Origin of the sequence: Prochlorococcus sp. MIT 1201, assembly GCF_047303415.1 — a bacterium.
Taxonomy (GTDB): Bacteria; Cyanobacteriota; Cyanobacteriia; order PCC-6307; family Cyanobiaceae; genus Prochlorococcus; species Prochlorococcus marinus_D.
In genome coordinates, this window is sequence record NZ_CP138947.1 from 2295792 (window position 1) to 2318005 (window position 22214).

The window sequence follows — 22214 nt, forward strand, 5'->3', positions numbered from 1 at the left end:
ACAATCAATTTCACCTTTGTTAAATCCCTTTCAATTCATTCCTACACAAACCAATGTCTCATCGTCTCTTCAATCGGCCCAAGTTTTTACTTCTAGCGCTCCTACTTGCTCCAGCAACGCTTGATGCCACCCTCTGCCGCCCCAGTGTTGCAGGTGGCAACCATGGCGGCGGTGGCGCAGAAGCTCTAGAGGCAGGTGAATTTCGTACATCACCCGTTATCACCATCGAAGGTCATGGAGGGTTCGAAACCAACCTCGAGGGCAGCCCTGAGCACTACGCCATCGATGGTTTGTTTGGCTTAGTGATGGAGTGGGGTCTTGGCAATAACGGTAGCTTCGCGATTGAAGCCGCCATTGGTCCAGCCCTGGTGTGGGGTGAAGCGGAACACTTTTACGGCAAGGTTCATGTCGATGAGCATGACGAAGAGACGGATAGCCATAGCGACGATGAGCATGCCGAGCATGGCGATGAGCATGACGACCATGCCGAGCATGAGGACGAGCATGAGGACGAGCATGGCGATGAGCATGCTGGCCATGACGACGATGATGACCATGCTGGCCATGACGACCATGCTGGCCATGCTGGCCATGGGTCCCATGACACCGACTACAAACGCTCCGATGTCCGCGGTTTCCTTCAGGCGCGCTATGCCCCTAACGATCGGCTGAGCCTCTCGGTCTCCTGGAATCCCTACTACGTCACCAAGAATCAAGGCGAAGACATTAAGGGTCTGAAGAATGAACTAGGAGCGAAAGTGCTTTGGGCACTGGGCGATGGAGATGTCAATTTTGCTCTCGGCGATCGCCTCGAAGACCTGATCGATGGCGTTTATCTCTCTCTCGAGCATCGGCAGGGATGGGAATCGGATGGCACATGGATGGGCAACTACACCGATCCCCGTCTTGGAGTCGGTTTCAATGTCGACCTGTTGAACATCAGCCTCAACGCTGGACCACGCTTCTACGTACCAGGCAGCTACTCCGCACTCGAACAGCGCACCGATTTCGCAGGCGAACTGGAAGTTGCATACCCAGTTGGCAACAACACTGTTCTGTTCGCCCACTGGCAGCCCACCTACAGTTCAGAAGGAGGCTCAGGCTGGGGTGAAGGCTGGCAGCACCACGTCGGCACCGGCGTCACATTCAGCTTCTAAGCAAACAGCGATAGATCACCCTGCGGACAACCAAAGTGCCTCCTTAATTCGTATTGGCAAGACCTCAAGCCATTCAAGCGTGGTGGCATCCATCAGAGCCGCTCGACCTGCATCCCATCCTGGCTTGGTGACGGTCATCAACAACTGTTCGCCCACAGGGTCAAACTGCAGCATTGAACGTGGCTTAAAAGTCCATGGTGCTAGTTGGCGGCGGCCCAGTACCAAGCCGTCGCCATCCAGTAGAACAAGCTCATGTTGCATGCGGCGATCCTGCCTGCGACCAAGAACCGCCCAAACACGCTCGCCCCTGTTATCACAACTCAAGGCCAGCACTGACTCTTCGCCAAGCCAGAGCTGCTTAGGGGGCAATCCTGGAATCACCAACTCGATGGAACGGCGATAGTCCGGCCAATGGCGGATGAGCACTGCCCTGCCCGTGGCTTGGCAGAAATCTCCGAGATCCCTTGCCCCGGGGAGGAGTTGGGGGGTCTTGTAGTTTTCAATCAATGGACGCAGTGTCAGCCCGTTGAAGGTGGGCACAACTGCTCCACCACCGGCCGGCAGCAGCTGGATCGGACCGGAGGCTTTGATCTCAAGGGTTCTTCTCTGGCCATCCGCTTTGATCAGTTCAGTGCGTCCACTTCCTGGAGAGAATCCTCCTGTTTGCGCAAGCAGGTCACCGTTCAGGTTGCTGCTGAGATCAGCAAAAAGATATTGCCCTGGCACTAATGGCATCAATTTCCCTGCCTTTGGAGCAGCGAGCTGATCGCGATCAGCCGTGATATTGCGTGGCAACAAAGGCAGCAAAAAGAGTCGTTGCTTCCAGTCCTTATCCCTTTCGATCAAGGCGGCTCCCTTGCCATTGCCAAGGGGAACAACTCTCTGAATCTGATTCAGCGTGGGACTCAGGGGTATCCAACTCCCATCGCGGCTCTGGACTTGCAGTTGGTCTCCGCCATCCACCTGGCGATTCACTAACAGCCAGGGTCTCGGATCCCACCACCAGTGTTGGGGAGGTAGAGCCTGGGCTCGATGATCCTGTCCAGCAACCGTCAGCTGAATTGAAGCCTTGATTCTCTGATTGGCATCAAGCAACAAACGCAGAAGATTGTTCTCCCCCTGCCAACGGTGAAGTAGGGCCGGTTGTAGTTGACTATCTGCCGCCACGCTCCCTAGTTGCATCGGCCGACTGAAGCGAAGGTCAAGGGCAGCACTACCTGACTGAAGGGGCTGCGGTGTGCGTGACAGCAATCGGGGTGGACGGCTCAGTAGCAGTTGCTGTTGCACCAGTACCAGAGCCGCGAAGCTTGTTAGCAGCACCCACATCTTTTGCTTCATGGTTCCAGCGGTCGTTCCGGCCTTTGAATCGGGGTGATTGTCTCGGGAACCACAACGGCGACTCTCTGGCCCTGACGTGTTTCCACCTTCATATGCCCTTCAATCTTGAGCCACTGATTGACCTTTGGTTTAACGTCCACTGGCCAGGACACCGGTAGACCTGCAGGGGTGGCATCCGCCAGACAGCAGCGCACCGTAAGGCGTGCGATCTGGGCTGGCTGGTCGCCTCTATTGAGCACAAATCCACTGATGTTGACAGGATTGCCATCCACCAGATCCGGGTCAGGCTGGCTGCGCAATAGCCTTACCCAGTCCGTAAGCGTGCGCTGTTGAGGCGGCAGCACGAAAGCAAGATCCGGCGGTTCAAGTAGGCCTTGCGGGCGCGAGGCTGCCAGGTCGCTGAAGGAAGGTTGCGGAGGCACTGCTAAAACAAGGACTGCCATCCCAGCACTGGCCAGCCAGGGCCATGAGAGTGATTCTTTCCGCTTGCGGCTTTTCAGTCCCACCATCACACCCGCAATCAGCAGCGCCACTCCTGAAGCACTGACAAGTTTGTGGAAGCCACCAGCGAGAAGGAGGTCGAGGCGACCTGAATGAACACTCCAGACCACCATCCATCCCCACAGCTGCAGAAGCAGGGCACGCATCATCGTTTTCTCCTGTTCAAAGTTGCCATAAATTGACCCACTGGCCGATGAGCAGCACGCCTAAACAGGCCACGATTGCCGTGATGCCAATCGCTTTTGGCCTGAGCAACACCGTGAACAAACCTGCAAGTTTCAGATCCACAACCGGACCCAATAACAGGAACGCCAGCAGGGCTCCTGGTGTCACCTGGGCAGCAAAGCCAAGGGCCAGAAAAGCATCCACGCTTGAGCACACCGAGACCACAATCGCCAGCAGCATTAACGCCACAATCGAGAGTGTCGGCGAGCTGCCTACCGCCAATAGCCAACTGCGTGGCAGCCAGCTCTGCACAAGGGCGGCGATCACACAACCGAGTACGAGTAGAGCAAGCAGGTCAAGCAATTCCCGGCTGCTTTGTTCCAGCACCTCACTGAGTTGAGGTCGCTTGATCCTCGTTGGTTGTGGATCGGGTAGCGCGGCTCCGATCAGCCCAGCGCCTCTTTCTAATAGGCCGATGCTGCTCAAGGGCTGGCTAAGACGCCGTTCTGCCAGTAGGGACGATTCAATCAATTGCGCTTCTGGTAGCTGCACCAAAAGAGCACTGAGTAACAGAGCGATGAGAAAGGCTCCCAGTGGTCTAGCAATCAGCAACCAAGACTGATCAGGGAAAGCGGCCCAGGTGCTGGCGAGAACAATCGGATTCAGGACTGGCGCTGCAAACAAAAAGCCGAAGGCTGTGCCCAAAGGAGCACCGCTGGCCAGCAAGCGGCGGGCGACAGGAACATTGCCACATTCACAAGCAGGTAGGGCAAAACCCATTAAGGCACCCGTGATCGGCGCTAGCAGTGGATGCCGGGGGAGACGTCCGATCCAGGCACCCTGGGGTACAAGCCAGCGGGCCAGACCAGCAATGGTGACACCCAGCAACAGGAAGGGAATCGCTTCAAGCAGTAGGCCCTGAAATATCGCCCAAGCTGTGGCGAGCCTATCCATCTAGCTCAACTGTGCATGTGGCTGATTCTGCAGCAATGGAATTCTTTTGCAGAATTTTTCATGATATTGAATGAATCAGATTGAACACTTGTGCCCAGTGATCGCTGCTCATCATGTAATGACATGAGCACCCAAAATAACCTTAAAAACTACTTATAACCCACAGCAGAGGCTGACTCGCGCTGAGAATCAGACAAAGCTAATTGCCCTTGTGAGTTCAAAAGCCTGGCGGATATTCTTCCACTTGACTCTCATGGGAGCACTGCTAAAGCAAGGGCCAGAACTCCAATCAAGACGCTTCCAGATCCTATTATCATGCAAAAAATAAAAGAACTTCCCTGATCTGAAAAATATTGTGTGCTCTGATTAATCAGTGACAGTTCGAACAATCACGCGCTTATTTTCACCTCCAGCCCTTGCAGGATGCTGGCTTGATTAGCGATCGACGTAAGGGCAACTGAAGTTGCTACCACTTGAGAACAAAGACCTTATATGTCCTGAAGGACTGGCTTAGTTTTCAGTAAAAAAATAAAATTTATCCATTGATAATGAATCAGCGCGATGAATGACACATCAGTGAGTGAATTGCTGAAACTGAATCACAAACCAAAGCTCTGATGAATGTCATTTCAAAATGAGGCAAAGGGTTTGTCAATCAAAGATTCTATATTCTCTTGAGATCAGCTCAAACATCTGCTTTTTTGAATGAAATTGAATTCGTGCAATGGTCTTGCTCGTTGATTGTCTAGAATCATTTATGCAAAAAATTTGTCAAAAGCAATCCTCTTGCCAGCTCCTCTGAGCTAAAAGAGCAAGTGAACGAGCTCATCCATGCCTGTCGATCAGCGTCAGCCCACACTGCGGCAGAACCAACTTTTGAAAGAACTACGTGGCTGTTGCGATGAAATGAGCGGTCAACAGCTGTATCGCGCCTTGCAGGACAGCCCCTATGCCATGGGACTTGCGACCGTATACAGAAACTTGCGCCAGCTTCAACAACGAGGACTGGTGAGATGCCGACACCTACCTACAGGTGAAGCCCTCTATGCGCCAGTGGAAAGGGACCTTCATCACCTCACATGCGTGGACTGCGGCAAAACGCTGCCGATCGAGCATTGCCCTTTGCACAACCTCAGCATCCCGCAAGAACAAAGTCATAATTTTCAGCTGATCTTCCACACACTTGAGTTCTTTGGTCACTGTGAGAGCTGCCAAAAGGATCAAACCCTGACCTGAAATCTCACTGAAGAAACACTTAGGCAGCGGCCCAACCTCCTGCAAAGTTCATACACCAAAGCAATAAAAATGATCAACAAGAAAGCTATCGCCAGCAAATCAAATCACAGTTGAATAATTTAGCCATGCCAAGATTCAGATGGCATTTTAAATAGGCCAGAGCACTTGCTACAAATAACTACTGTTCTTTTTCTATAAAACGAAAACCTCCACCACAAGCAGATGCCTCAGCTCCCTCAGGCACACTAATCAAGAAACCGCCACCACTCAAATCTCCATAATAATTGAGGGTGAGACCCGAAAGTAAATGGAACTGGCCAACCGGTGCAAAAAGAGTGATGCCATCTGCTCGAGCGACAGGCACACCACCACATTCACCAGGCTGGAGTCGTATGTAAAGCCAACCCTCATCGAAGGTGGCCTTAATCAAATCAAGGTGCATCAAGCCTGGCTTGCCGGCTAAAGCAGCCTGTCGAACCAGCTCAGCTGCGGCCGTTGGCGTAATCCCTAGGCGCGGACCATTTTCCATCTCAAAGAATTAACGATGCATCACTATTGCATCCCTAGCGACATTCTTCATTCGCAAGAAATCTAGCTCTGCAGTGACCCCTTTCAGGCCTAGGACTTGGGAATCCTGCCCTGATCATGCGGGTCAGCCTTCATGGGTCTGAAGGGAGTTGTGATCAGACGCTCGCCTCATGCTGAATTGATGAGGATCATGATGAAGCCCTGCCTAAATCGGCAGAGCAGGCAGAGAGCTCTAAACCCTGCAAGCAGATTGATTTGAGAGAATGGCTGAACTGGGGCAATATTTATATTGCTCCTCAATTGAAACATAGACGGCCTACCAGCAACTCCTCTAGACCTGGCTCAGGAAAGATCAGAGCATTACTTTCTTGCCCTAATCACGACTCATCATCAAGCGATATGCTTTGTAAAAACCGTAAGCCGATCAGCACATTAAAAGCATCCTCAACTACAGATTTCAGTTCGCGAAGGCTTAAATCATGGCCTCAAAAGTCAGATTCAAAGACATTCATAATTAAAGATGCAATGAAACATGCTTCAGGTGCATGTCTTGACACAATGCAAGGTGCAGAATTCAGCTTATTGGCTTGCCAATCAAATTGGCAAGCCAATACCATCAGTTAGCAATCTCATTTAAGGCTCATTGAATTGAGTGAACAGCTTTTTATGAGTTTTAGGCAAACCAAAAATTCATTGAGGCCAATGAATGGGCGATGCTGGGATCGAACCAGCGACATCCTGCTTGTAAGGCAGGCGCTCTACCGCTGAGCTAATCGCCCCTAGAGACAATTGTGCCCCAAGAGGTCAAGGTGGACTTGATCACCATAGAAGAGCCATGGCCTCAGGCGAGGACCACGACAAAGCTACCTGCTTCTGGAGCCTGCCATTTGGCTTCGGCCTGAGCTTTGTGATGGGCTTGGCCAGTGGTCTAATTGGTGGGCTGGCCTTTGTCGTCGGCGGACTGTGGCTGTCTCCAGACCTCGACACTTATTCAAAACCATTGAAGCGCTGGGGGCTCTTGCAAGGTCTTTGGTGGCCCTACCGCAAACTGATTCCCCATCGCTCCCTCTTCTCCCACGGCCCACTAATTGGTACCGGTCTAAGGCTCGCCTATCTGATGAGTTGGACTGGCCTACTACTGATGCTCTTACAGCCGCTGGGTTGTCCTGCACCGCTCAGCCTTGCCAAAGCATTGAATGAGCAGCTAAGACTTAATCCCCAGCCAATCCTTGCAGTGCTGCTCGGGCTGGAAGCCAGTGTTTGGCTACACCTGATTCTCGATGGCGATCCCCTGCCCGCCGAATGGCATCGCTGGCGTCATCGATGAGAAGGTAGGCCAATACAAACCAATGGCCATGGACGCCGAACAACATCTGGCTCCAACAGAAGCCATCGCGGAGCTGGTCAGAATCGTGGCCCAGCTCAGGGATCCAAAGGGAGGTTGCCCCTGGGATCTGGAGCAGACCCATTCCTCCTTGATTCCATGCATGTTGGAAGAAGCCCACGAAGTGGCCGACGCCATCCGCAACGGCGATGACAACCACCTCAGCGAAGAACTAGGGGATCTTCTGCTGCAGGTCGTGCTACATGCTCAGATCGCTAAGGAAGAAGGACGCTTCAATCTCGAAGACATCGCCCGAAGCATCAGCAAAAAGCTCATTCGCCGACACCCACATGTGTTTGCAGAGGCAGTCGCAATCGACAGCGAAGCAGTGCGGCAAAGTTGGGAATCGATTAAAGCCAGTGAGCAGCCCGGCCCAACCTCGAACAGTCCATTAAGCGATCGTCTACGTAGCAAGGTGAGGGGTCAGCCAGCTCTGGCTGGAGCGATGGCCATCTCCAAAAAGGTCGCAAACGTTGGCTTCGAATGGAACACCATCGATGGAGTATGGGGAAAAGTGCAAGAAGAGTTCCAGGAACTCAAAGAGGCGGTAGAGCATGAAGACCAAGCCCATGCACAAACAGAACTTGGTGATGTGCTGTTCACTCTTGTGAATGTTGCTCGCTGGTGCGGCCTAAACCCAGAAGAAGGCCTTGCAGGTACAAACCAACGCTTTCTTGATCGCTTTTCTCGCGTTGAAGCAGCACTCGAGGGCCAGCTAAGCGGCCAAGCACTGACGAAACTAGAACAACTTTGGCAAGAAGCCAAAGCAGCAATTCGAGAAGAGGCTGACGACAAAAAGATATCGAATTAACACACATTGAAGGCTTATGAGAACAAGTTCTATAGCCTAAATTTACAACCTCAAACTCAAGCCATCTACTTCAGGTAAAGCCAGAGATGATTTATCCAATGTTCGCTGTATCAATTACCGATTTTCCCCTAACGATTACAGCCGTATTAATTGCAATCGCATTTTGGACAGGCGAGAGGGCATTCCGAAATCATAATAATCAAAAAAAAGAAGAATGATCACCTGCTGATTAATTTAGCCCTTGGACGCCAATTATTCATTGAATGGATCATTGGGAGTGTTTGGCTTTGAAAGCATCCAAAAAGCGATTTGACCTCAAGACCCAGTCATTAGCTTAGGAGAAGATTCTAAGTTTGCCTTGCGAAGTTTCCATAAGCAGAAGCATGAACAATCTCAACCTTCAAGAAAGAAGGGTTAGCGCCAATGCCATGGCCAGTTAAATCTGGCCTAGCAAAATCTTGACCTGCAACAATCATGTGTTTTAATCATTAACATGCGCCATGCCACTAAGCCCACTTTAATAGAGTCACACTCCTAAAAAATACTTCCAAGATCTGCGACTAAAGTCAATGGACGATCTAAGAGTTAATTCGCAATTAGTCATCCCATCAGCTGAATTACAATGGCGATTTTCAAGGGCTTCAGGTCCTGGTGGGCAAAACGTCAATAAGACCAATAGTCGAGTGGAACTGATCTTTGATCTCAACGCAACCTCTGCACTAGGACCTTTTCGAAAAAAACGCTTATTAATTCAACTTCAACATCGCTTGGTGGCTGGTTGTATACGTGTGGTTGCAGCGGAAGAACGTTCGCAATATCAAAACCGTCAGTTAGCCCTTTCGAGACTGGCTTATTTTTTACGAATGGGCTTAGAAGCAGTTCCCAAGACACGCAAACCAACCAAACCCAGTCAAGCAGCAAAGAAACGTCGTCTTCAAGCCAAAAAACTACGCGGCGAATTAAAACGCACCCGACAATCCAAACCTTCACTCGATGCCTAATTAGCATTCAGTCAGCATGAATTGCGTTAATTATTCATGGAAAGATGTACTTCTAAGTACAAAACAATATCCTTCGGACAGAACAACCAAAAAGGGCTAAAAACATTGAATTCGGTCTATTCCTTTGCTCGCCTGCCCTCCAGGCCCAGAAGCCCTTGAAAATCGCCACTGCATTTCAGCAGCAGGAATCAGCAAGCGATTCGTAATCAAAAGGTCTTGCACCATGGGCCCACGCTGGCAACCAAGCCCTACAGGGGGCTTAGCTGGAAGACAGTTTTAGGCCTCCTTGCCATGGACAGCCCTTCAACTCCAGAAGAAGGCTGGATCGATGAACACCACCACGGTGTTCGCTATGGCCTTCAAGGCCGTGTATTGGTTGATGAAAAAAGCCCATACCAGCGCATCACGGTGATCGACAGCAGCCGCTACGGGAAAGGGCTGTTGCTCGACGGCTGCTGGATGACCGCAGAACAACAGGAACGCCACTATCACGAATCCTTGGTTCACCCAGCTCTCTGTAGCGCTGCCCAACTTGAAAAGGTGTTGGTGATTGGGGGTGGCGATGGCGGCACAGCAAAGGAGTGCCTGCGCTACCAGGACGTCAAACACCTCGACATGGTGGAAATTGATGGCCGAGTTGTGGAACTAAGCCAAAAGCATCTGCCAAGCCTTGGAGGCCATGCTTGGAGCGATCCCCGCTTACAGCTCAACCTGGAAGACGGCATTGCCTGGACGGCCAATGCAACTGACTCCTCCTACGACGTGATCCTTGTGGACGGCTCAGATCCGACCGGGCCTGCAGAAGGTCTCTTCAATCAAACCTTCTTTGAGCATTGCCGACGCATCCTGCGGCCCGGAGGAGTTTTTGCTACTCAAAGCGAGTCACCAGAAGCATTCCGTCAGGTTCACATCGACACTGTTCGTCTGATCCGTCAAGTTTTCGGCTACGCAGATCCCCTCTACGGCTGGGTGCCGATGTATCCAAGCGGCTGGTGGAGCTGGACCTTCGCCGCCATCGATGGTCCTCGTTATCGCAACCCACTCCCAGCAAGAGCAGCCGCCATCTCCGCAGGCTGTGAAATCTGGAGCCCCCGCTGGCAACAGGGTGCCTTTGAAGCCATCCCAGCTTTCATTGAAAGGGAACTGACTTGATGCCCCAAAACACAACAACCACTGCAGCAAGATTCGACAGCGAAGGTGCCATCTTCATGGCTGCAAGACGCGACCCTACCGGATGCAACGTCGGACTTTTTGGCGTGCCTTACGACGGCACCTCTTCATTCCGCCCAGGCAGCCGCTTCGGTCCGACAGCCATCCGCGACGTCAGCAATGGCCTAGAAACCTACTGCCCTCAGCTTGATCTGGATCTAGAAGATCTTGCCTTCACTGACCTTGGCGCCCTTGACATTCCCTGCGGCGACCCCAAGCCCGTTGTAGAAGCAGTCAAAAAAGCCACCCAAAACTTGCTGAAGATGGGTCTCAGGCCGATGATGCTAGGCGGCGAGCACTCGATCAGCTCCGGAGCAGTGGCTGCAATCACTGAATTGCATTCAGATCTCGTGCTGTTGCAACTGGATGCCCATGCAGATCTCCGCCAAGAGTATCTAGGGGCGCAACACAGCCATGCCTGTGCCATGCGCCGTTGCCTCGAGGTACTGCCCAGCGCTCAGCTGCTGCAGTTAGCAATCCGCAGTGGCACACGCGCAGAATTTCAAGAACTCCACGACCAGCAACGGCTGGTGAACCACAACCCCGGCCAAGCAGCGACTGAGCTCGCCAAAGCCCTTGCACCCCATCAAGGCAAACCTCTCTATCTCACCGTGGATTTGGATTGGTTCGACCCATCCGTACTGCCGGGGACGGGCACACCTGAACCAGGCGGCTTTCTATGGCGCGATTTTGCCGCCGTCGCGGATGTACTACGACACCATCAACTGGTAGGCGCAGACGTGGTGGAACTCGCCCCCCAACTTGATCCTTCAGGGATGAGTAGTGTGCTCGCCGCAAAGGTGACCCGCAGCCTGCTCATGCTGCTCAGCCTGTCTGCAACATCTGAGCAAAAGTGAGCAGCATCACTCCATTGCTTCAGCAGAGTTTCACGCTAGATCTTCGAACACTCAAAACAGCTCAGAAAACATCCAGGTCTGAAAGCAGCTCCTGTATCCCTTGATTAAAGATCCTCACTAAGACAACCAACCAAAGTACGACCAAACTCAAGCTGCCGATCCATCTGAGTTTCAGTCGCTTTCTCCTTCAACAATGGCAGTGATGGGGCTTGTTCTGTCCAGTGATGACACAGAGCAACGTGCGCCAACTCAGGATGCACGCTGATTTGCCTAAGACGACACCAACCTGCATCCGCCAACTGACTGGTACCACAGTGTTCACAGGTTTTGCAGCTGGCTCTCGTGGACATTTTTCAATCCCCGAATGACGCTCAGGGTAAGGACTGTTGACGGATTGGACGACTGAAATCGTCAAATCTGCGACTTTCCTTCCGCTTCTGCAAACCCGATAGCACCCTCCATAGGATTTCGGCACTGCAACGTCCAGCCCGTGAATCTGCAACACACACCTCTCCATGACCTCTGCCGAGATGCAGGCGGCCGGATGGTGCCCTTTGCCGGCTGGGACATGCCAGTGCAGTTCTCGGGCCTACTCCAAGAACATCAGGCAGTGCGTCAGCAGGTGGGAATGTTCGATATCTCTCATATGGGAGTGCTGCGTCTCGAAGGAACCAACCCCAAAGACACCTTGCAGGCACTAGTGCCAACCGACCTCAATCGCATCGGTCCAGGTGAGGCTTGCTACACGGTGCTGCTCAACGAAACAGGCGGAATTCTCGATGACCTAGTCATTTATGACCTTGGCACCAATAAGCAAGACAGCCAAAGCCTGCTGATTGTGATTAATGCAGCCTGCAGCAAAACCGACACCATCTGGTTAAAGCAACATTTGCAGCCCGCAGGCATCGCACTCTCGGATGCCAAGAACAATGGCGTCTTACTGGCACTACAAGGACCCCATGCGACCAAGGTGTTGGAACGCTTAAGTGGCGAATCACTAGCGAGCCTTCCCCGCTTCGGCCATCGCCAAGTCCTGTTTTACGGCCTGGGAGCGAAAGATCCCTCTTCAATCTTCGTTGCACGAACTGGCTACACCGGCGAAGACGGCTTTGAACTGCTCCTGGAGGCAGAAGCCGGCCGAGCCCTCTGGCTCAAATTGCTCGCCGAAGGAGTCATCCCATGCGGACTCGGTTCCCGTGACACCCTGCGTCTAGAGGCAGCAATGCACCTCTATGGACAGGACATGGACATCAATACAACACCCTTCGAGGCTGGTCTCGGCTGGTTGGTACACCTGGAAATGCCTGCTCCATTCATGGGTCGAACTGCCTTAGAGCAACAAGCAGAGCAAGGCCCCATTCGCCGCTTGGTCGGCCTAAAGCTGTCTGGACGAGCCATAGCCCGTCATGGATACCCACTGCTTCACAACAACAACAAAGTGGGAGAAATCACAAGCGGCACCTGGTCGCCCAGTCTTAAAGAAGCGATAGCCCTGGGCTATCTACCAACAGCTCTAGCCCGCATCGGTAACGAAGTGGAGGTAGAGATCCGCGGCAAGCACCACCGGGCAACGGTGGTGAAGCGCCCCTTTTATCGCCGTCCTTCCCTTAGCTGAAGGCCATCGCCAAAACCGGTCGTTCTAATAAGCGGCAACAAGCCCCTATGGGAAACTCGCTTTTCATCCTGAAGCCTTCCCCATGCGCAGCAACGGTTGCGGAGAACTGCGCAGTAAGCACATCGCCTCCAACGTGAAACTGTGTGGCTGGGTTGATCGCTGTCGAGACCATGGCGGAGTGATCTTCATCGATCTGCGAGACCGCAGTGGAACCATACAAATCACCGTGGATCCCGATCAAGGTGCTGAGCTCTTCGCAAGCGCAGAGAGCCTGCGTAATGAAACCGTCCTGCAGATCACGGGTCTGGTCAGACCCAGGCCGGCCGATGCAATCAACAGCAAACTCAGCACCGGCGAGATTGAGGTGCTAGCCAATGGTCTCGAGGTACTCAACCCCGTCACAGGCAACCTGCCCTTTACGGTCTCGATTCACGACGAAGAACCCGTCAAAGAAGAGCTACGTCTGCGTCACCGCCACCTGGATCTGCGCCGGGAGCGAATGAGCCGCAATCTCCAGCTACGCCACACAACCATTAAAACGGCTCGTCGTTTTTTGGAAGACGAGGGATTCATCGAAGTGGAAACTCCTGTTCTCACACGCTCCACTCCCGAAGGAGCCCGCGACTACCTAGTGCCTTCAAGGGTATGCAGCGGTGAATGGTTTGCGCTGCCTCAATCCCCCCAGCTGTTCAAACAATTACTCATGGTGGGCGGCTTGGAGCGCTACTACCAAGTCGCTCGCTGCTTCCGCGATGAAGACCTCCGCGCCGACAGGCAGCCGGAATTCACCCAGCTGGACATCGAAATGAGTTTCATGGATCAAGAACAGATCCTCAAGCTCAATGAACGACTGATAGCCACCATCTGGAAAGCAGTGAAAGGCATTGACCTACCACTTCCCTTCCCAAGATTGACCTGGCATGAGGCCATGGACCGATACGGCACCGACCGGCCCGATACCCGCTATGGAATGGAGCTCAATGATGTCAGCGAAATCCTCAAAGACATGGGCTTCAAAGTCTTCTCCGGGGCCATAGCCGCTGGAGGCTCCGTGAAGTGCATCACTGTGCCAAACGGGAATGACCTGATCAGCAACGTGCGCATCAAACCCGGTGGAGACATTTTCAACGAAGCCCAAAAAGCTGGGGCCGGTGGCCTGGCTTTCATCCGTGTACGCGATTCCGATGAGATCGACAGCATCGGTGCGATCAAAGACAACCTCAACAGCAAACAAAAGGCAGCCCTGCTGAAACAGACTGGAGCCAAAGCGGGTGACCTGATTTTGTTCGGAGCCGGCAAGACCGCCACCGTCAACAGCGCCCTTGACCGGGTGCGGCAATTCCTGGGCCGCGAGCTGGGCCTGATCCCCACAGACCAAGACAACAAGCTATGGCAGTTCCTCTGGGTCGTGGACTTCCCGATGTTCGAGTTGAACGCAGAAGAAAACCGCCTTGAGGCTCTCCATCACCCCTTCTGTGCACCAAATAAAGACGATCTAGGCGACGATCCCTACGCCTGGATGAAGCGCCTACCTCAAGCCCGTGCTCAGGCCTATGACCTTGTCTTGAATGGGCTAGAGCTTGGCGGCGGATCACTGCGCATCCACAATGCCGAACTGCAACGACAAGTGCTGCAAACCATCGGTCTGCCCCTAGAAGAAGCAAATCAACAATTCGGCTTCCTCATCGATGCCCTTGAGATGGGAGCCCCACCTCATGGCGGCTTGGCATTCGGGATGGATCGGATCGTCATGCTGCTCACAGGAGAAGACTCGATCCGCGACACGATTGCCTTCCCAAAAACCCAACAAGCTCGCTGCCTGATGACCCAAGCCCCCGCAGGTGTCTCCAACCATCAATTAGAGGAACTGCATGTAGAAAGCACCTGGGTCGATCCCGAATAGATTCAGCGCATTCCAGACAACAAGGGGCGTCTTCATTAACCCTGAAGGCATATCTTCGCGGGCAACCCTTGAAGAGCAGCCCCCAACAAACCAAGACTTCCCGAGTCCGCAGAAGCGGCAGCACAGATCCTGTGCGTCTCTACTTGCAGGACATTGGACGCGTAGAGCTACTAACCAATGAAGAGGAAGTGACCCTGGCGAGACTTGTGCAGCGCAGGGAAGCCCTACTCAAACAGGAAAGGAAACTGGCCTCCAACCAAGAAGCGATCAAAGAATTACAAAGACTGGAGGAGCTGCAGCAACGAGAAGCGAACCATTCATGCCACTGGCCCACCAAACAGGAATGGGCGATGGCTGCTGGGCTTACCATTGCTGAGCTGCAAGAGAAAATCGAGACTGGTTACAAAACCTGGGGAGCCCTGACTGGTCTTGACCCCTTGGAACTCAAGCGAAGTTTGCGAGCTGGTCGGCGTGCCAAGGATCAGATGATCCAGGCCAATCTTCGACTTGTGGTGGCTGTAGCCAAGAAATATCAACAACGGGGCATAGAGCTGCTGGATCTGGTGCAAGAAGGCACCCTGGGCTTGGAACGCGCAGTAGAGAAGTTCGACCCCACCAGAGGTTTCCGCTTCAGCACCTACGCCTACTGGTGGATCCGTCAGGGCATCACCAGGGCCATTGCGACGCAAAGTCGGACGATCCGACTGCCGATGCACATCACCGAAAAACTCAACCGCATCAAACGGGTTCAACAGGAGATTGCTAGCAACCAAGGACGATTAGCTTCGATTGCCGATCTCGCCAAGGCACTTGGCCTTAGTGAAGAAACAGTGCGCCTAACCCTAATGAGGGTTCCACGTTCGATCTCCCTGGACACTCGAATAGGCCAAGAACAAGACAGCCAACTCGGCGATCTGCTGGAAGACAGCAACGCGACCCCAGAGCAGAAACTCACCCGCGATCAATTGCACAACGACCTTGAAATCTTGCTGGATGAACTAAGCAAGCGCGAAGCGACAGTCATCAGACGACGTTTTGGACTTGAAGACGACACTCCGCAAACCCTGACGCAAATTGGCGAGGCAATGCATCTATCGCGAGAACGAGTGCGTCAGATTGAAACCCATGCCCTCTTGAAATTGCGTCAACCGCAACGTCGCTGCAAGGTACGGGACTACATTCAAAATCTCGATTCCTGATTAACACTTCACAAACGCACTGAATTTCAATACCTCAGACCTCCTTCATTGAAATCGGCATCCCAGCAGACAAACGACAGGCAATCTCTGACGGCCTTGGAAGGGTTCTCGCCGATACCTATGTGCTCTACAGCAAAACCCACGGATTCCACTGCAACGTAACCGGCCCGATGTTCAACACGCTCCACCTGATGTTTATGGAGCAATACACCGAGCTCTGGAATGCCCTCGATGTGATCGCCGAACGCATTCGTGCCCTTGGTTTTCTGGCACCCTTCGGCGGCAATACCCTCGGACAACTCGCTTCGATCAAGGAAGCGGAGCACCATCCCGCCACCCTCGAGATGGTGCGCGAGCTGGTCGATGGTCATGAAGAAGTGGCACGCACCGCTCGGGAAATTTTCAAACTGGCTGAAGCCGCCAATGACCAGCCCAGCGCCGATCTATTAACGCAGCGGCTTGAGATTCACGAAAAAACCGCCTGGATGCTGCGCAGCCTGCTGGAACCATGAGAAAGCCGAGCTAACTTAAAGAATCAGCCTGAAATTCATGGCCAAGTTCGTCTTTGTTACCGGTGGAGTCGTATCAAGCATCGGCAAGGGAATTGTGGCCGCAAGCCTTGGTCGCCTACTCAAGTCGCGTGGCTACAGCGTCTCGATCCTGAAGCTGGATCCCTACCTCAATGTGGACCCAGGCACCATGAGTCCATTTCAACATGGTGAAGTGTTCGTAACCGAAGACGGCGCCGAAACCGACTTGGATCTTGGGCACTACGAGCGCTTTACTGACACAGCCATGTCACGCCTCAATAGCGTAACCACTGGCTCGATCTATCAAGCAGTCATCAATAAGGAACGCCGCGGCGACTACAACGGCGGCACTGTGCAAGTGATCCCCCACATCACTGGCGAGATTCGCGAACGCATCCACCGAGTAGCAGCCAATAGTGGTGCAGATGTCGTGATCACAGAAATCGGCGGCACTGTCGGAGACATCGAATCTCTGCCCTTCCTCGAAGCAATCCGTGAATTCCGTGGTGACGTAGGACGCAACGACCTCGCCTACATCCATGTGACCCTACTCCCGTTCATCGGCACATCCGGTGAACTCAAAACCAAGCCCACACAGCACTCCGTCAAGGAGCTGCGCGCAATCGGCATACAACCAGATGTACTGGTTTGCCGCAGCGACCGCCCAATCAATGAAGACCTAAAAAGCAAAATTGGAGGCTTCTGCGGGGTACCAAACCGGGCCGTCATCCCTGCCCTTGATGCCGACAGCATTTATGCCGTACCCATCTCACTAGAGGAAGAGGGCCTCTGTCTAGAAATGCTGGATGTACTCAACCTGACTGACCATGACAGCGACATGAAAAGCTGGGTTCAGCTGGTTCATAAGCTGCGCAACCCAGGTCCCGCTGTGAAGGTGGCCCTAGTCGGAAAATATGTGCAACTCAACGACGCCTACCTTTCAGTAGTAGAAGCCCTGCGCCATGCCTGCCTCACCCAAGATGCCTCCCTCGAGCTGTCTTGGGTCTGCGCCGAGCAGATCGAAACGCATGGTCCTGAAAGCCTGCTCAAAGGAATGGATGCTGTTGTAGTTCCTGGAGGCTTCGGTAACCGCGGCGTCGATGGCAAAGTTGCTGCCATTCGCTGGGCGAGAGAACAACGAGTGCCATTCCTAGGGCTTTGTCTAGGCATGCAATGCGCTGTGATCGAGTGGGCACGCAACCAGGCAGGACTCACTGGAGCCAGCAGTTCCGAGCTGGAGCCCAACACCAGCCATCCTGTTATCCACCTCCTGCCAGAGCAACAAGACGTAGTCGATCTAGGCGGCACAATGAGGCTTGGAGTCTATCCATGCCGCATCGCACCAGACACGTTGGCTCAGAAGCTTTATGGCGAACAGGTTGTCTACGAGCGCCACCGCCATCGCTATGAATTCAACAACTCCTATCGCAACCTATTTATTGAATCCGGCTACACCATCAGCGGTAGCTCACCCGATGGACGCCTCGTAGAACTGATCGAGCTGAAAGGTCATCCCTTCTTCACAGCCTGCCAATACCACCCTGAGTTTCTATCCCGACCCGGAAAACCCCATCCCCTCTTCCGAGGATTAATCGAGGCAGCTCAACTACGGCTACCAGCCTCACCTGACGAAGCCCTACGCCGACAAAGCCAGACCAACATCTCCGCTCAGGAGCAACCCAGCCGGATTGGATGACCGGCAATCTGCCGGTAGTAGAAACCTTCCATTCCCTACAAGGAGAAGGAGCCCATGCTGGTCGCAGCGCCTTCTTCATCAGGCTCGCCGGCTGTGATGTCGGCTGTTCATGGTGCGACACCAAGCACTCTTGGAACTCGAGAAACCATCCGCAAATCACGCTTGAACAACTAGCAGAGGAAACAGCAACAGCAGCAAAAGATGGCGCGGCCTTTGTGGTGTTGACCGGGGGTGAGCCATTGCAACACAACATCGCTCCCCTATGTGAAGCCCTACACAGGGCCACAGAAACAAGCCCCGGCGGGCCATTGCCAATCCATCTAGAAACCAGCGGAGTGAATCAGCTCAGCGGTGTTCCCACATGGATCACCCTCTCACCAAAACGCCATGCGCCACCTCGCACAGACTTATTAGCAGCGTGTCATGAGCTTAAAGTTGTAGTTCATGAAACAGACGATCTGAACTTCGCCGAAGAGATGGCCAAAGCTGCCTTAGAAGCGAGAAAGAACGACAACGCCTCACAATCACACCTCAGCAACACATCAAAGGAACCACTACTTTTCCTTCAACCTGGCTGGGAGACAACAACAGGTCAACAACTAGCTTTCGAGCACGTACGAAGTCATCCCACCTGGAGACTCAGCATGCAAACCCACAAGTGGCTTGGTATACGTTGAACCTCAAAGCTTGGTTGCCTCCCGCTGAGTGATCTCAGCCTTCCACAACCGCCAACGCACCTCTAAGCAACCAGGTACATCAACGACGATCGGGAAGGAGGCGTTATAGGGAACCAAATAGGGCTTACTGCCAAAAACCAGAAAGCTCTCACGCATCGGCTCATCAGGAGGACAAACCATGCGGGTGGACATCACCTTGACTGCACCTGCAACGCTATAGAGCATCCGCTGCTCAGCTCCTTGAAGCCGCTCCATCCTCAGCCCTTGACCAGCCAAGTGATACTGATTGCAGTCCAATTGGATCGTTCGACCCACAATCAACTGGACCCGCCAATCCACAGCATTAGTGGACAGGCCAGGATCAGAACTTTTTGCTAGCAACCCTGGGAGCTGAATCACCCAGCGTTGCTGTCCAGCAATCGGCTGCGGGTAATCATTCAAATCCATTCGAGGTATTGCCCGCAGGGGTTCCAACACTGTCGTCGACCACAAAACAACCAGCCCGAAAAAGATTCTGTTCTGAATTGATGCCTGCATACCAACAAGCGCTAGAGAATGGCCAGCATGATCCACTCAACAACCATTGCCCTGCTATCAGGAGGTCTTGATTCCGCCACTGCCGCTGCCTTGGCAGTGGAAGCAGGTCAAAAGGTCATCGGACTTTCGTTCGATTACGGGCAACGACATCGCAAAGAACTGCAAGCCGCTGACGCGCTAGCGGCCCACATGGGTCTAACCGAACACCATGTAATCAGTGTCAACCTTGGCAGTTGGGGAGGCTCCTCCCTCACCGATCTAACGCAAACAGTACCCAGTGAAGGAGTCGTGGACGGAGTGATCCCCAACACTTACGTACCTGGGCGCAACACGGTCTTCATTGCCATTGGCCTCAGTCTTGCCGAAGCCCGCAATGCCAATCAGCTGGTATTAGGGGTCAATGCAATGGACTACTCCGGCTACCCAGACTGCAGACCTGACTATCTCAAGGCCTATCAGAGGTTGGCTGATCTGGCCAATAAAGCTGGCCGTGAAGGACATGGGATCAAACTCTGGGCTCCTTTAATTGATTGGAACAAGAAACGAATTGTGCAAGAGGCGCTGAGGCTAGGGGTACCAATCGAACAAACTTGGAGTTGCTATAGCGGAGGCGATCATGCCTGCGGTATATGCGACAGCTGCCGCATCCGCGATGCAGCTTTGAGCGAGGCTGGCAGATCAGATCTCTGCAGCAAGCCAACACCATGACTTCTCTGGAGCGGCGACTTTGCCGCTGGCAAGAACCAGCGAAGTTGGCAAAACAACTCACCAAAACTTGGGGAGAAGCTGGGCTTGTCTGGCTGGATGGAGACGGCAGTGGTCTGGGTCGTTGGGCGACTCTGGCAGTCGATCCCATGAATCAGATTTGTTGCCGAGGCATCCCTGGCGAAAAAGGTGCCAGCAACCCATTCGAAGCCCTACGTGATCTAGAACCAGGCCACTGGACAGGCTGGCTCAGCTACGAAGCAGCAGCCTGGATAGAACCCAAAAATCCCTGGAAAGCAGATTCCATGGCGACTCTGTGGATGGCGCAACATGACCCAGTACTGCGATTTGACCTTCAAAAGCATCAACTCTGGATCGAAGGGTGTGATCCCAAACGACTGCAAGAATTGGCAAGCTGGCTAGAAGCCAACCCACCTGAAGATGCACCTAAAAGCAGAAAAGATGAGTCGTTACTTGCAACAACAGACCTCAACATTCCCGTCAATGCATGGGAATGGCTCACCACTAGAGCTGACTATGCACGTGATGTGCAACAGATCAGACATTGGATTGCCAACGGCGATATTTTCCAAGCCAATCTCAGCGCTTGCTGTACTACCACGATCCCTTCCGGAAGCTTCGCCGTAGACCTTTTCCTAAAACTTCGTCACCACAACCCAGCTCCATTTGCCGGCCTAGTGATAGCTGCAGGCCTTGCAAAAGGTGAAGCCGTGATCTCCGCCTCTCCAGAGCGTTTCCTAAAAGCACTCCCCACAGGAGAAGTTGAAACTCGACCAATCAAAGGGACCCGACCACGCCACCCCAATCAAAGCCAAGACTCTGATCTGGCAGCTGATCTTGTTTGCAGCAGCAAAGACCGAGCTGAAAACGTGATGATCGTCGATCTCTTACGCAACGATCTAGGGCGAGTCTGTAAACCCGGCTCCATCACAGTGCCTCAATTGGTAGGCCTTGAGAGCTATCCCCATGTGCATCACCTCACCTCAATAGTGCAAGGACGGCTTCGATCAGACCAATCTTGGGTAGACCTACTACAAGCCTGTTGGCCGGGAGGCTCCATCAGCGGTGCCCCCAAGCTGCGCGCCTGTCAGCGGCTGAACGAACTGGAACCAACAGCACGCGGGCCCTATTGCGGATCGTTGTTGCATCTCAACTGGGATGGGCAGCTCGACAGCAGCATTCTGATTCGCTCGATGTTGCTCGAGGGGAACACGTTACGAGCCCATGCCGGCTGCGGCATCGTGACCGGTTCCGACCCCTATTGCGAAGCTGATGAGCTGAACTGGAAACTGCTGCCACTACTGGAGGCACTGCAATGAAAAACCAGATTGCCTGGATCGATGGCAGCTGGGGGAGCACTGCGGAGCTCGCTCTTCCTCTAGGAGATCGAGGCCTGCAGCTTGCCGATGGCATCTTTGAGACAATTCTGATCCTTGATGGACATCCACAACTCCTCAATGCTCATCTCAACCGCTGGCAGACCAGCGCATGCCTACTAGAGATGGCCCCCCCGCCTACAGCGAAATGGTTGACACCTCTGATCAAAGAGGGCCTGAAACAATGCAACTTGGACAATGGCAATGGGGCCCTGCGCCTCAACTGGAGCCGTGGCGATAGGTCAAGCCGAGGCATCAGTCTGCCCCAGAGCAACCCGAGTTCAACAACCCATCGCTTCTGGCTAGAGCTGAATGCAGTGGAACCCTGCTTTACTCCACTTACGACGATCATCAGTTGCCATGAGCGTCGCAACGCCAATAGTTGCTTGAGTCGTTGCAAAACCTTCGCCTACGGTCAAGCGATACAGGCCCGCCACGAAGCACAGAAAGCGAATTGCGATGAGGCCATACTGCTAAGCACAAGCGGTGAACTTTGTTGTGGCAGCACCGCCAACCTCATCGTGCGACGAAACAATCATTGGCTCACACCGCGGCTTGCTAGTGGCTGTCTACCAGGTGTCATGCGACAACAGGGCCTCGAACAAGGATGGCTGCAAGAAACTCAACTAGAAGCCACACCAGAAAAAGATGATCAATGGCTACTGATTAATAGCCTCAGCTGCCAACCCATCGTGAAGCTCGATAATCATCTGCTCAGAGCATGGTCGAATCCTGAAGGCCTTTGGTACTCCCTCTTAAAAGCCAACAACACTGACACTTCTCCCAGACATACAGATTAATGCCCCAGCCCTAA

General features: G+C 53.3%; 22 protein-coding genes and 1 tRNA gene. 16 read left to right on the forward strand and 7 right to left on the reverse strand.

Going from position 1 to position 22214, the window contains the following annotated elements:
• The first annotated feature begins 53 nt into the window (after positions 1–53).
• Positions 54–1157 carry a hypothetical protein gene (locus SIB41_RS11105; RefSeq protein ID WP_413358977.1) on the forward strand — a complete coding sequence of 368 codons (1104 nt, stop codon included), beginning with the start codon at positions 54–56 and terminating at the stop codon, positions 1155–1157.
• A 15-nt stretch (positions 1158–1172) separates the two neighbouring features.
• On the opposite strand, the gene SIB41_RS11110 is transcribed toward SIB41_RS11105, so the two are convergent.
• From SIB41_RS11110 to SIB41_RS11120, 3 genes are read right to left on the reverse strand one after another with little or no spacing between them, the layout of a single operon-like run.
• Positions 1173–2495: a hypothetical protein gene (locus SIB41_RS11110; protein WP_413358979.1), complete on the reverse strand. Its 1323-nt coding sequence runs from the start codon at positions 2493–2495 to the stop codon at positions 1173–1175.
• The gene (locus tag SIB41_RS11115; protein ID WP_413358981.1) at positions 2492–3145 is read right to left on the reverse strand and encodes a TIGR03943 family putative permease subunit; all 654 of its coding nucleotides are present in this window, start codon (positions 3143–3145) and stop codon (positions 2492–2494) included. Before SIB41_RS11115 ends, SIB41_RS11110 begins: the two co-directional genes overlap by 4 nt.
• 13 nt (positions 3146–3158) lie before the next feature.
• Entirely contained in the window at positions 3159–4115 is a 957-nt protein-coding gene (locus SIB41_RS11120) for a permease (RefSeq protein ID WP_413358984.1), read from the reverse strand.
• Between the two features lie 831 nt (positions 4116–4946).
• Here SIB41_RS11120 and SIB41_RS11125 point away from each other — a divergent pair.
• On the forward strand, positions 4947–5351 hold the full coding sequence (locus SIB41_RS11125; RefSeq protein WP_413358987.1) for a Fur family transcriptional regulator: 405 nt from the start codon (positions 4947–4949) through the stop codon (positions 5349–5351).
• Positions 5352–5529: 178 nt separating this feature from the next.
• On the opposite strand, the gene SIB41_RS11130 is transcribed toward SIB41_RS11125, so the two are convergent.
• Together SIB41_RS11130 and SIB41_RS11135 are read right to left on the reverse strand one after the other, a co-directional pair.
• Positions 5530–5880, reverse strand: coding sequence for a hypothetical protein (locus tag SIB41_RS11130; protein WP_063416364.1), 351 nt, complete (start codon positions 5878–5880; stop codon positions 5530–5532).
• A 706-nt stretch (positions 5881–6586) separates the two neighbouring features.
• Positions 6587–6658, reverse strand: a tRNA-Val gene (locus tag SIB41_RS11135).
• Between the two features lie 56 nt (positions 6659–6714).
• Between SIB41_RS11135 and SIB41_RS11140 the strand changes: the two genes are divergently transcribed.
• From SIB41_RS11140 to speB, 5 genes are all read left to right on the forward strand, one after another.
• Positions 6715–7206, forward strand: coding sequence for a metal-binding protein (locus SIB41_RS11140; protein ID WP_063420720.1), 492 nt, complete (start codon positions 6715–6717; stop codon positions 7204–7206).
• On the forward strand, positions 7160–8074 hold the full coding sequence (mazG, locus tag SIB41_RS11145; RefSeq protein ID WP_413358990.1) for a nucleoside triphosphate pyrophosphohydrolase: 915 nt from the start codon (positions 7160–7162) through the stop codon (positions 8072–8074). Before SIB41_RS11140 ends, mazG begins: the two co-directional genes overlap by 47 nt.
• A gap of 569 nt (positions 8075–8643) precedes the next feature.
• Entirely contained in the window at positions 8644–9075 is a 432-nt protein-coding gene (gene arfB, locus SIB41_RS11150) for an alternative ribosome rescue aminoacyl-tRNA hydrolase ArfB (protein ID WP_413358993.1), read from the forward strand.
• Between the two features lie 291 nt (positions 9076–9366).
• Positions 9367–10227 carry a polyamine aminopropyltransferase gene (gene speE, locus SIB41_RS11155; protein ID WP_413358995.1) on the forward strand — a complete coding sequence of 287 codons (861 nt, stop codon included), beginning with the start codon at positions 9367–9369 and terminating at the stop codon, positions 10225–10227.
• A complete protein-coding gene (speB, locus tag SIB41_RS11160) occupies positions 10227–11141 on the forward strand; it encodes an agmatinase (protein WP_413358997.1) in 915 nt (304 codons plus the stop codon). The genes speE and speB overlap by 1 nt, the downstream gene beginning before the upstream one ends.
• Positions 11142–11245: 104 nt before the next feature.
• Here speB and SIB41_RS11165 read toward each other — a convergent pair whose 3' ends face one another.
• Positions 11246–11491, reverse strand: a complete 246-nt coding sequence (locus SIB41_RS11165) for a metal-binding protein (protein ID WP_413359000.1) — start codon at positions 11489–11491, stop codon at positions 11246–11248.
• 140 nt (positions 11492–11631) lie between these two features.
• On the opposite strand from SIB41_RS11165, the gene gcvT reads away from it, so the two are divergent.
• From gcvT to SIB41_RS11195, 6 genes are all read left to right on the forward strand, one after another.
• On the forward strand, positions 11632–12756 hold the full coding sequence (gcvT, locus tag SIB41_RS11170; protein WP_413359003.1) for a glycine cleavage system aminomethyltransferase GcvT: 1125 nt from the start codon (positions 11632–11634) through the stop codon (positions 12754–12756).
• Between the two features lie 82 nt (positions 12757–12838).
• Complete coding sequence (gene aspS / locus SIB41_RS11175; protein WP_413359005.1) at positions 12839–14659, forward strand: aspartate--tRNA ligase; 1821 nt, start codon at positions 12839–12841, stop codon at positions 14657–14659.
• A gap of 68 nt (positions 14660–14727) precedes the next feature.
• Positions 14728–15858 carry an RNA polymerase sigma factor, RpoD/SigA family gene (locus SIB41_RS11180; protein WP_413359008.1) on the forward strand — a complete coding sequence of 377 codons (1131 nt, stop codon included), beginning with the start codon at positions 14728–14730 and terminating at the stop codon, positions 15856–15858.
• 29 nt (positions 15859–15887) lie between these two features.
• Entirely contained in the window at positions 15888–16370 is a 483-nt protein-coding gene (locus tag SIB41_RS11185; RefSeq protein WP_413361529.1) for a Dps family protein, read from the forward strand.
• 37 nt (positions 16371–16407) lie between these two features.
• Positions 16408–18084 (forward strand): CTP synthase, encoded by a 1677-nt coding sequence (locus SIB41_RS11190; RefSeq protein ID WP_413359011.1) that lies wholly within the window; start codon positions 16408–16410, stop codon positions 18082–18084.
• On the forward strand, positions 18081–18761 hold the full coding sequence (locus SIB41_RS11195) for a 7-carboxy-7-deazaguanine synthase QueE (RefSeq protein ID WP_413359013.1): 681 nt from the start codon (positions 18081–18083) through the stop codon (positions 18759–18761). Before SIB41_RS11190 ends, SIB41_RS11195 begins: the two co-directional genes overlap by 4 nt.
• Before the next feature lie 3 nt (positions 18762–18764).
• Here the strand turns inward: SIB41_RS11195 and SIB41_RS11200 are convergent, their stop codons facing one another.
• Positions 18765–19298 (reverse strand): ecotin family protein, encoded by a 534-nt coding sequence (locus SIB41_RS11200; RefSeq protein WP_413359015.1) that lies wholly within the window; start codon positions 19296–19298, stop codon positions 18765–18767.
• Between the two features lie 27 nt (positions 19299–19325).
• Here SIB41_RS11200 and queC point away from each other — a divergent pair, with 27 nt between their 5' ends.
• The 3 genes from queC to SIB41_RS11215 are packed head-to-tail and all read left to right on the forward strand — an operon-like array spanning position 19326 to position 22200.
• A complete protein-coding gene (gene queC, locus SIB41_RS11205; protein ID WP_413361531.1) occupies positions 19326–20006 on the forward strand; it encodes a 7-cyano-7-deazaguanine synthase QueC in 681 nt (226 codons plus the stop codon).
• Positions 20003–21343, forward strand: coding sequence for an anthranilate synthase component I family protein (locus tag SIB41_RS11210; RefSeq protein ID WP_413359017.1), 1341 nt, complete (start codon positions 20003–20005; stop codon positions 21341–21343). The genes queC and SIB41_RS11210 overlap by 4 nt, the downstream gene beginning before the upstream one ends.
• Positions 21340–22200, forward strand: a complete 861-nt coding sequence (locus SIB41_RS11215; protein WP_413359019.1) for an aminotransferase class IV — start codon at positions 21340–21342, stop codon at positions 22198–22200. The genes SIB41_RS11210 and SIB41_RS11215 overlap by 4 nt, the downstream gene beginning before the upstream one ends.
• The last annotated feature ends 14 nt before the right edge of the window (positions 22201–22214 follow it).

Coding starts and splice junctions, on each gene's coding strand:
- SIB41_RS11105 (WP_413358977.1), top strand. CDS start 54: ATGTCTCATCGTCTCTTCAATCGGCCCAAGTTTTTACTTCTAGCGCTC.
- SIB41_RS11110 (WP_413358979.1), bottom strand. CDS start 2,495: ATGAAGCAAAAGATGTGGGTGCTGCTAACAAGCTTCGCGGCTCTGGTA.
- SIB41_RS11115 (WP_413358981.1), bottom strand. CDS start 3,145: ATGATGCGTGCCCTGCTTCTGCAGCTGTGGGGATGGATGGTGGTCTGG.
- SIB41_RS11120 (WP_413358984.1), bottom strand. CDS start 4,115: ATGGATAGGCTCGCCACAGCTTGGGCGATATTTCAGGGCCTACTGCTT.
- SIB41_RS11125 (WP_413358987.1), top strand. CDS start 4,947: ATGCCTGTCGATCAGCGTCAGCCCACACTGCGGCAGAACCAACTTTTG.
- SIB41_RS11130 (WP_063416364.1), bottom strand. CDS start 5,880: ATGGAAAATGGTCCGCGCCTAGGGATTACGCCAACGGCCGCAGCTGAG.
- SIB41_RS11140 (WP_063420720.1), top strand. CDS start 6,715: ATGGCCTCAGGCGAGGACCACGACAAAGCTACCTGCTTCTGGAGCCTG.
- mazG (WP_413358990.1), top strand. CDS start 7,160: ATGGCGATCCCCTGCCCGCCGAATGGCATCGCTGGCGTCATCGATGAG.
- arfB (WP_413358993.1), top strand. CDS start 8,644: ATGGACGATCTAAGAGTTAATTCGCAATTAGTCATCCCATCAGCTGAA.
- speE (WP_413358995.1), top strand. CDS start 9,367: ATGGACAGCCCTTCAACTCCAGAAGAAGGCTGGATCGATGAACACCAC.
- speB (WP_413358997.1), top strand. CDS start 10,227: ATGCCCCAAAACACAACAACCACTGCAGCAAGATTCGACAGCGAAGGT.
- SIB41_RS11165 (WP_413359000.1), bottom strand. CDS start 11,491: ATGTCCACGAGAGCCAGCTGCAAAACCTGTGAACACTGTGGTACCAGT.
- aspS (WP_413359005.1), top strand. CDS start 12,839: ATGCGCAGCAACGGTTGCGGAGAACTGCGCAGTAAGCACATCGCCTCC.
- SIB41_RS11190 (WP_413359011.1), top strand. CDS start 16,408: ATGGCCAAGTTCGTCTTTGTTACCGGTGGAGTCGTATCAAGCATCGGC.
- SIB41_RS11195 (WP_413359013.1), top strand. CDS start 18,081: ATGACCGGCAATCTGCCGGTAGTAGAAACCTTCCATTCCCTACAAGGA.
- SIB41_RS11200 (WP_413359015.1), bottom strand. CDS start 19,298: ATGCAGGCATCAATTCAGAACAGAATCTTTTTCGGGCTGGTTGTTTTG.
- queC (WP_413361531.1), top strand. CDS start 19,326: ATGATCCACTCAACAACCATTGCCCTGCTATCAGGAGGTCTTGATTCC.
- SIB41_RS11210 (WP_413359017.1), top strand. CDS start 20,003: ATGACTTCTCTGGAGCGGCGACTTTGCCGCTGGCAAGAACCAGCGAAG.
- SIB41_RS11215 (WP_413359019.1), top strand. CDS start 21,340: ATGAAAAACCAGATTGCCTGGATCGATGGCAGCTGGGGGAGCACTGCG.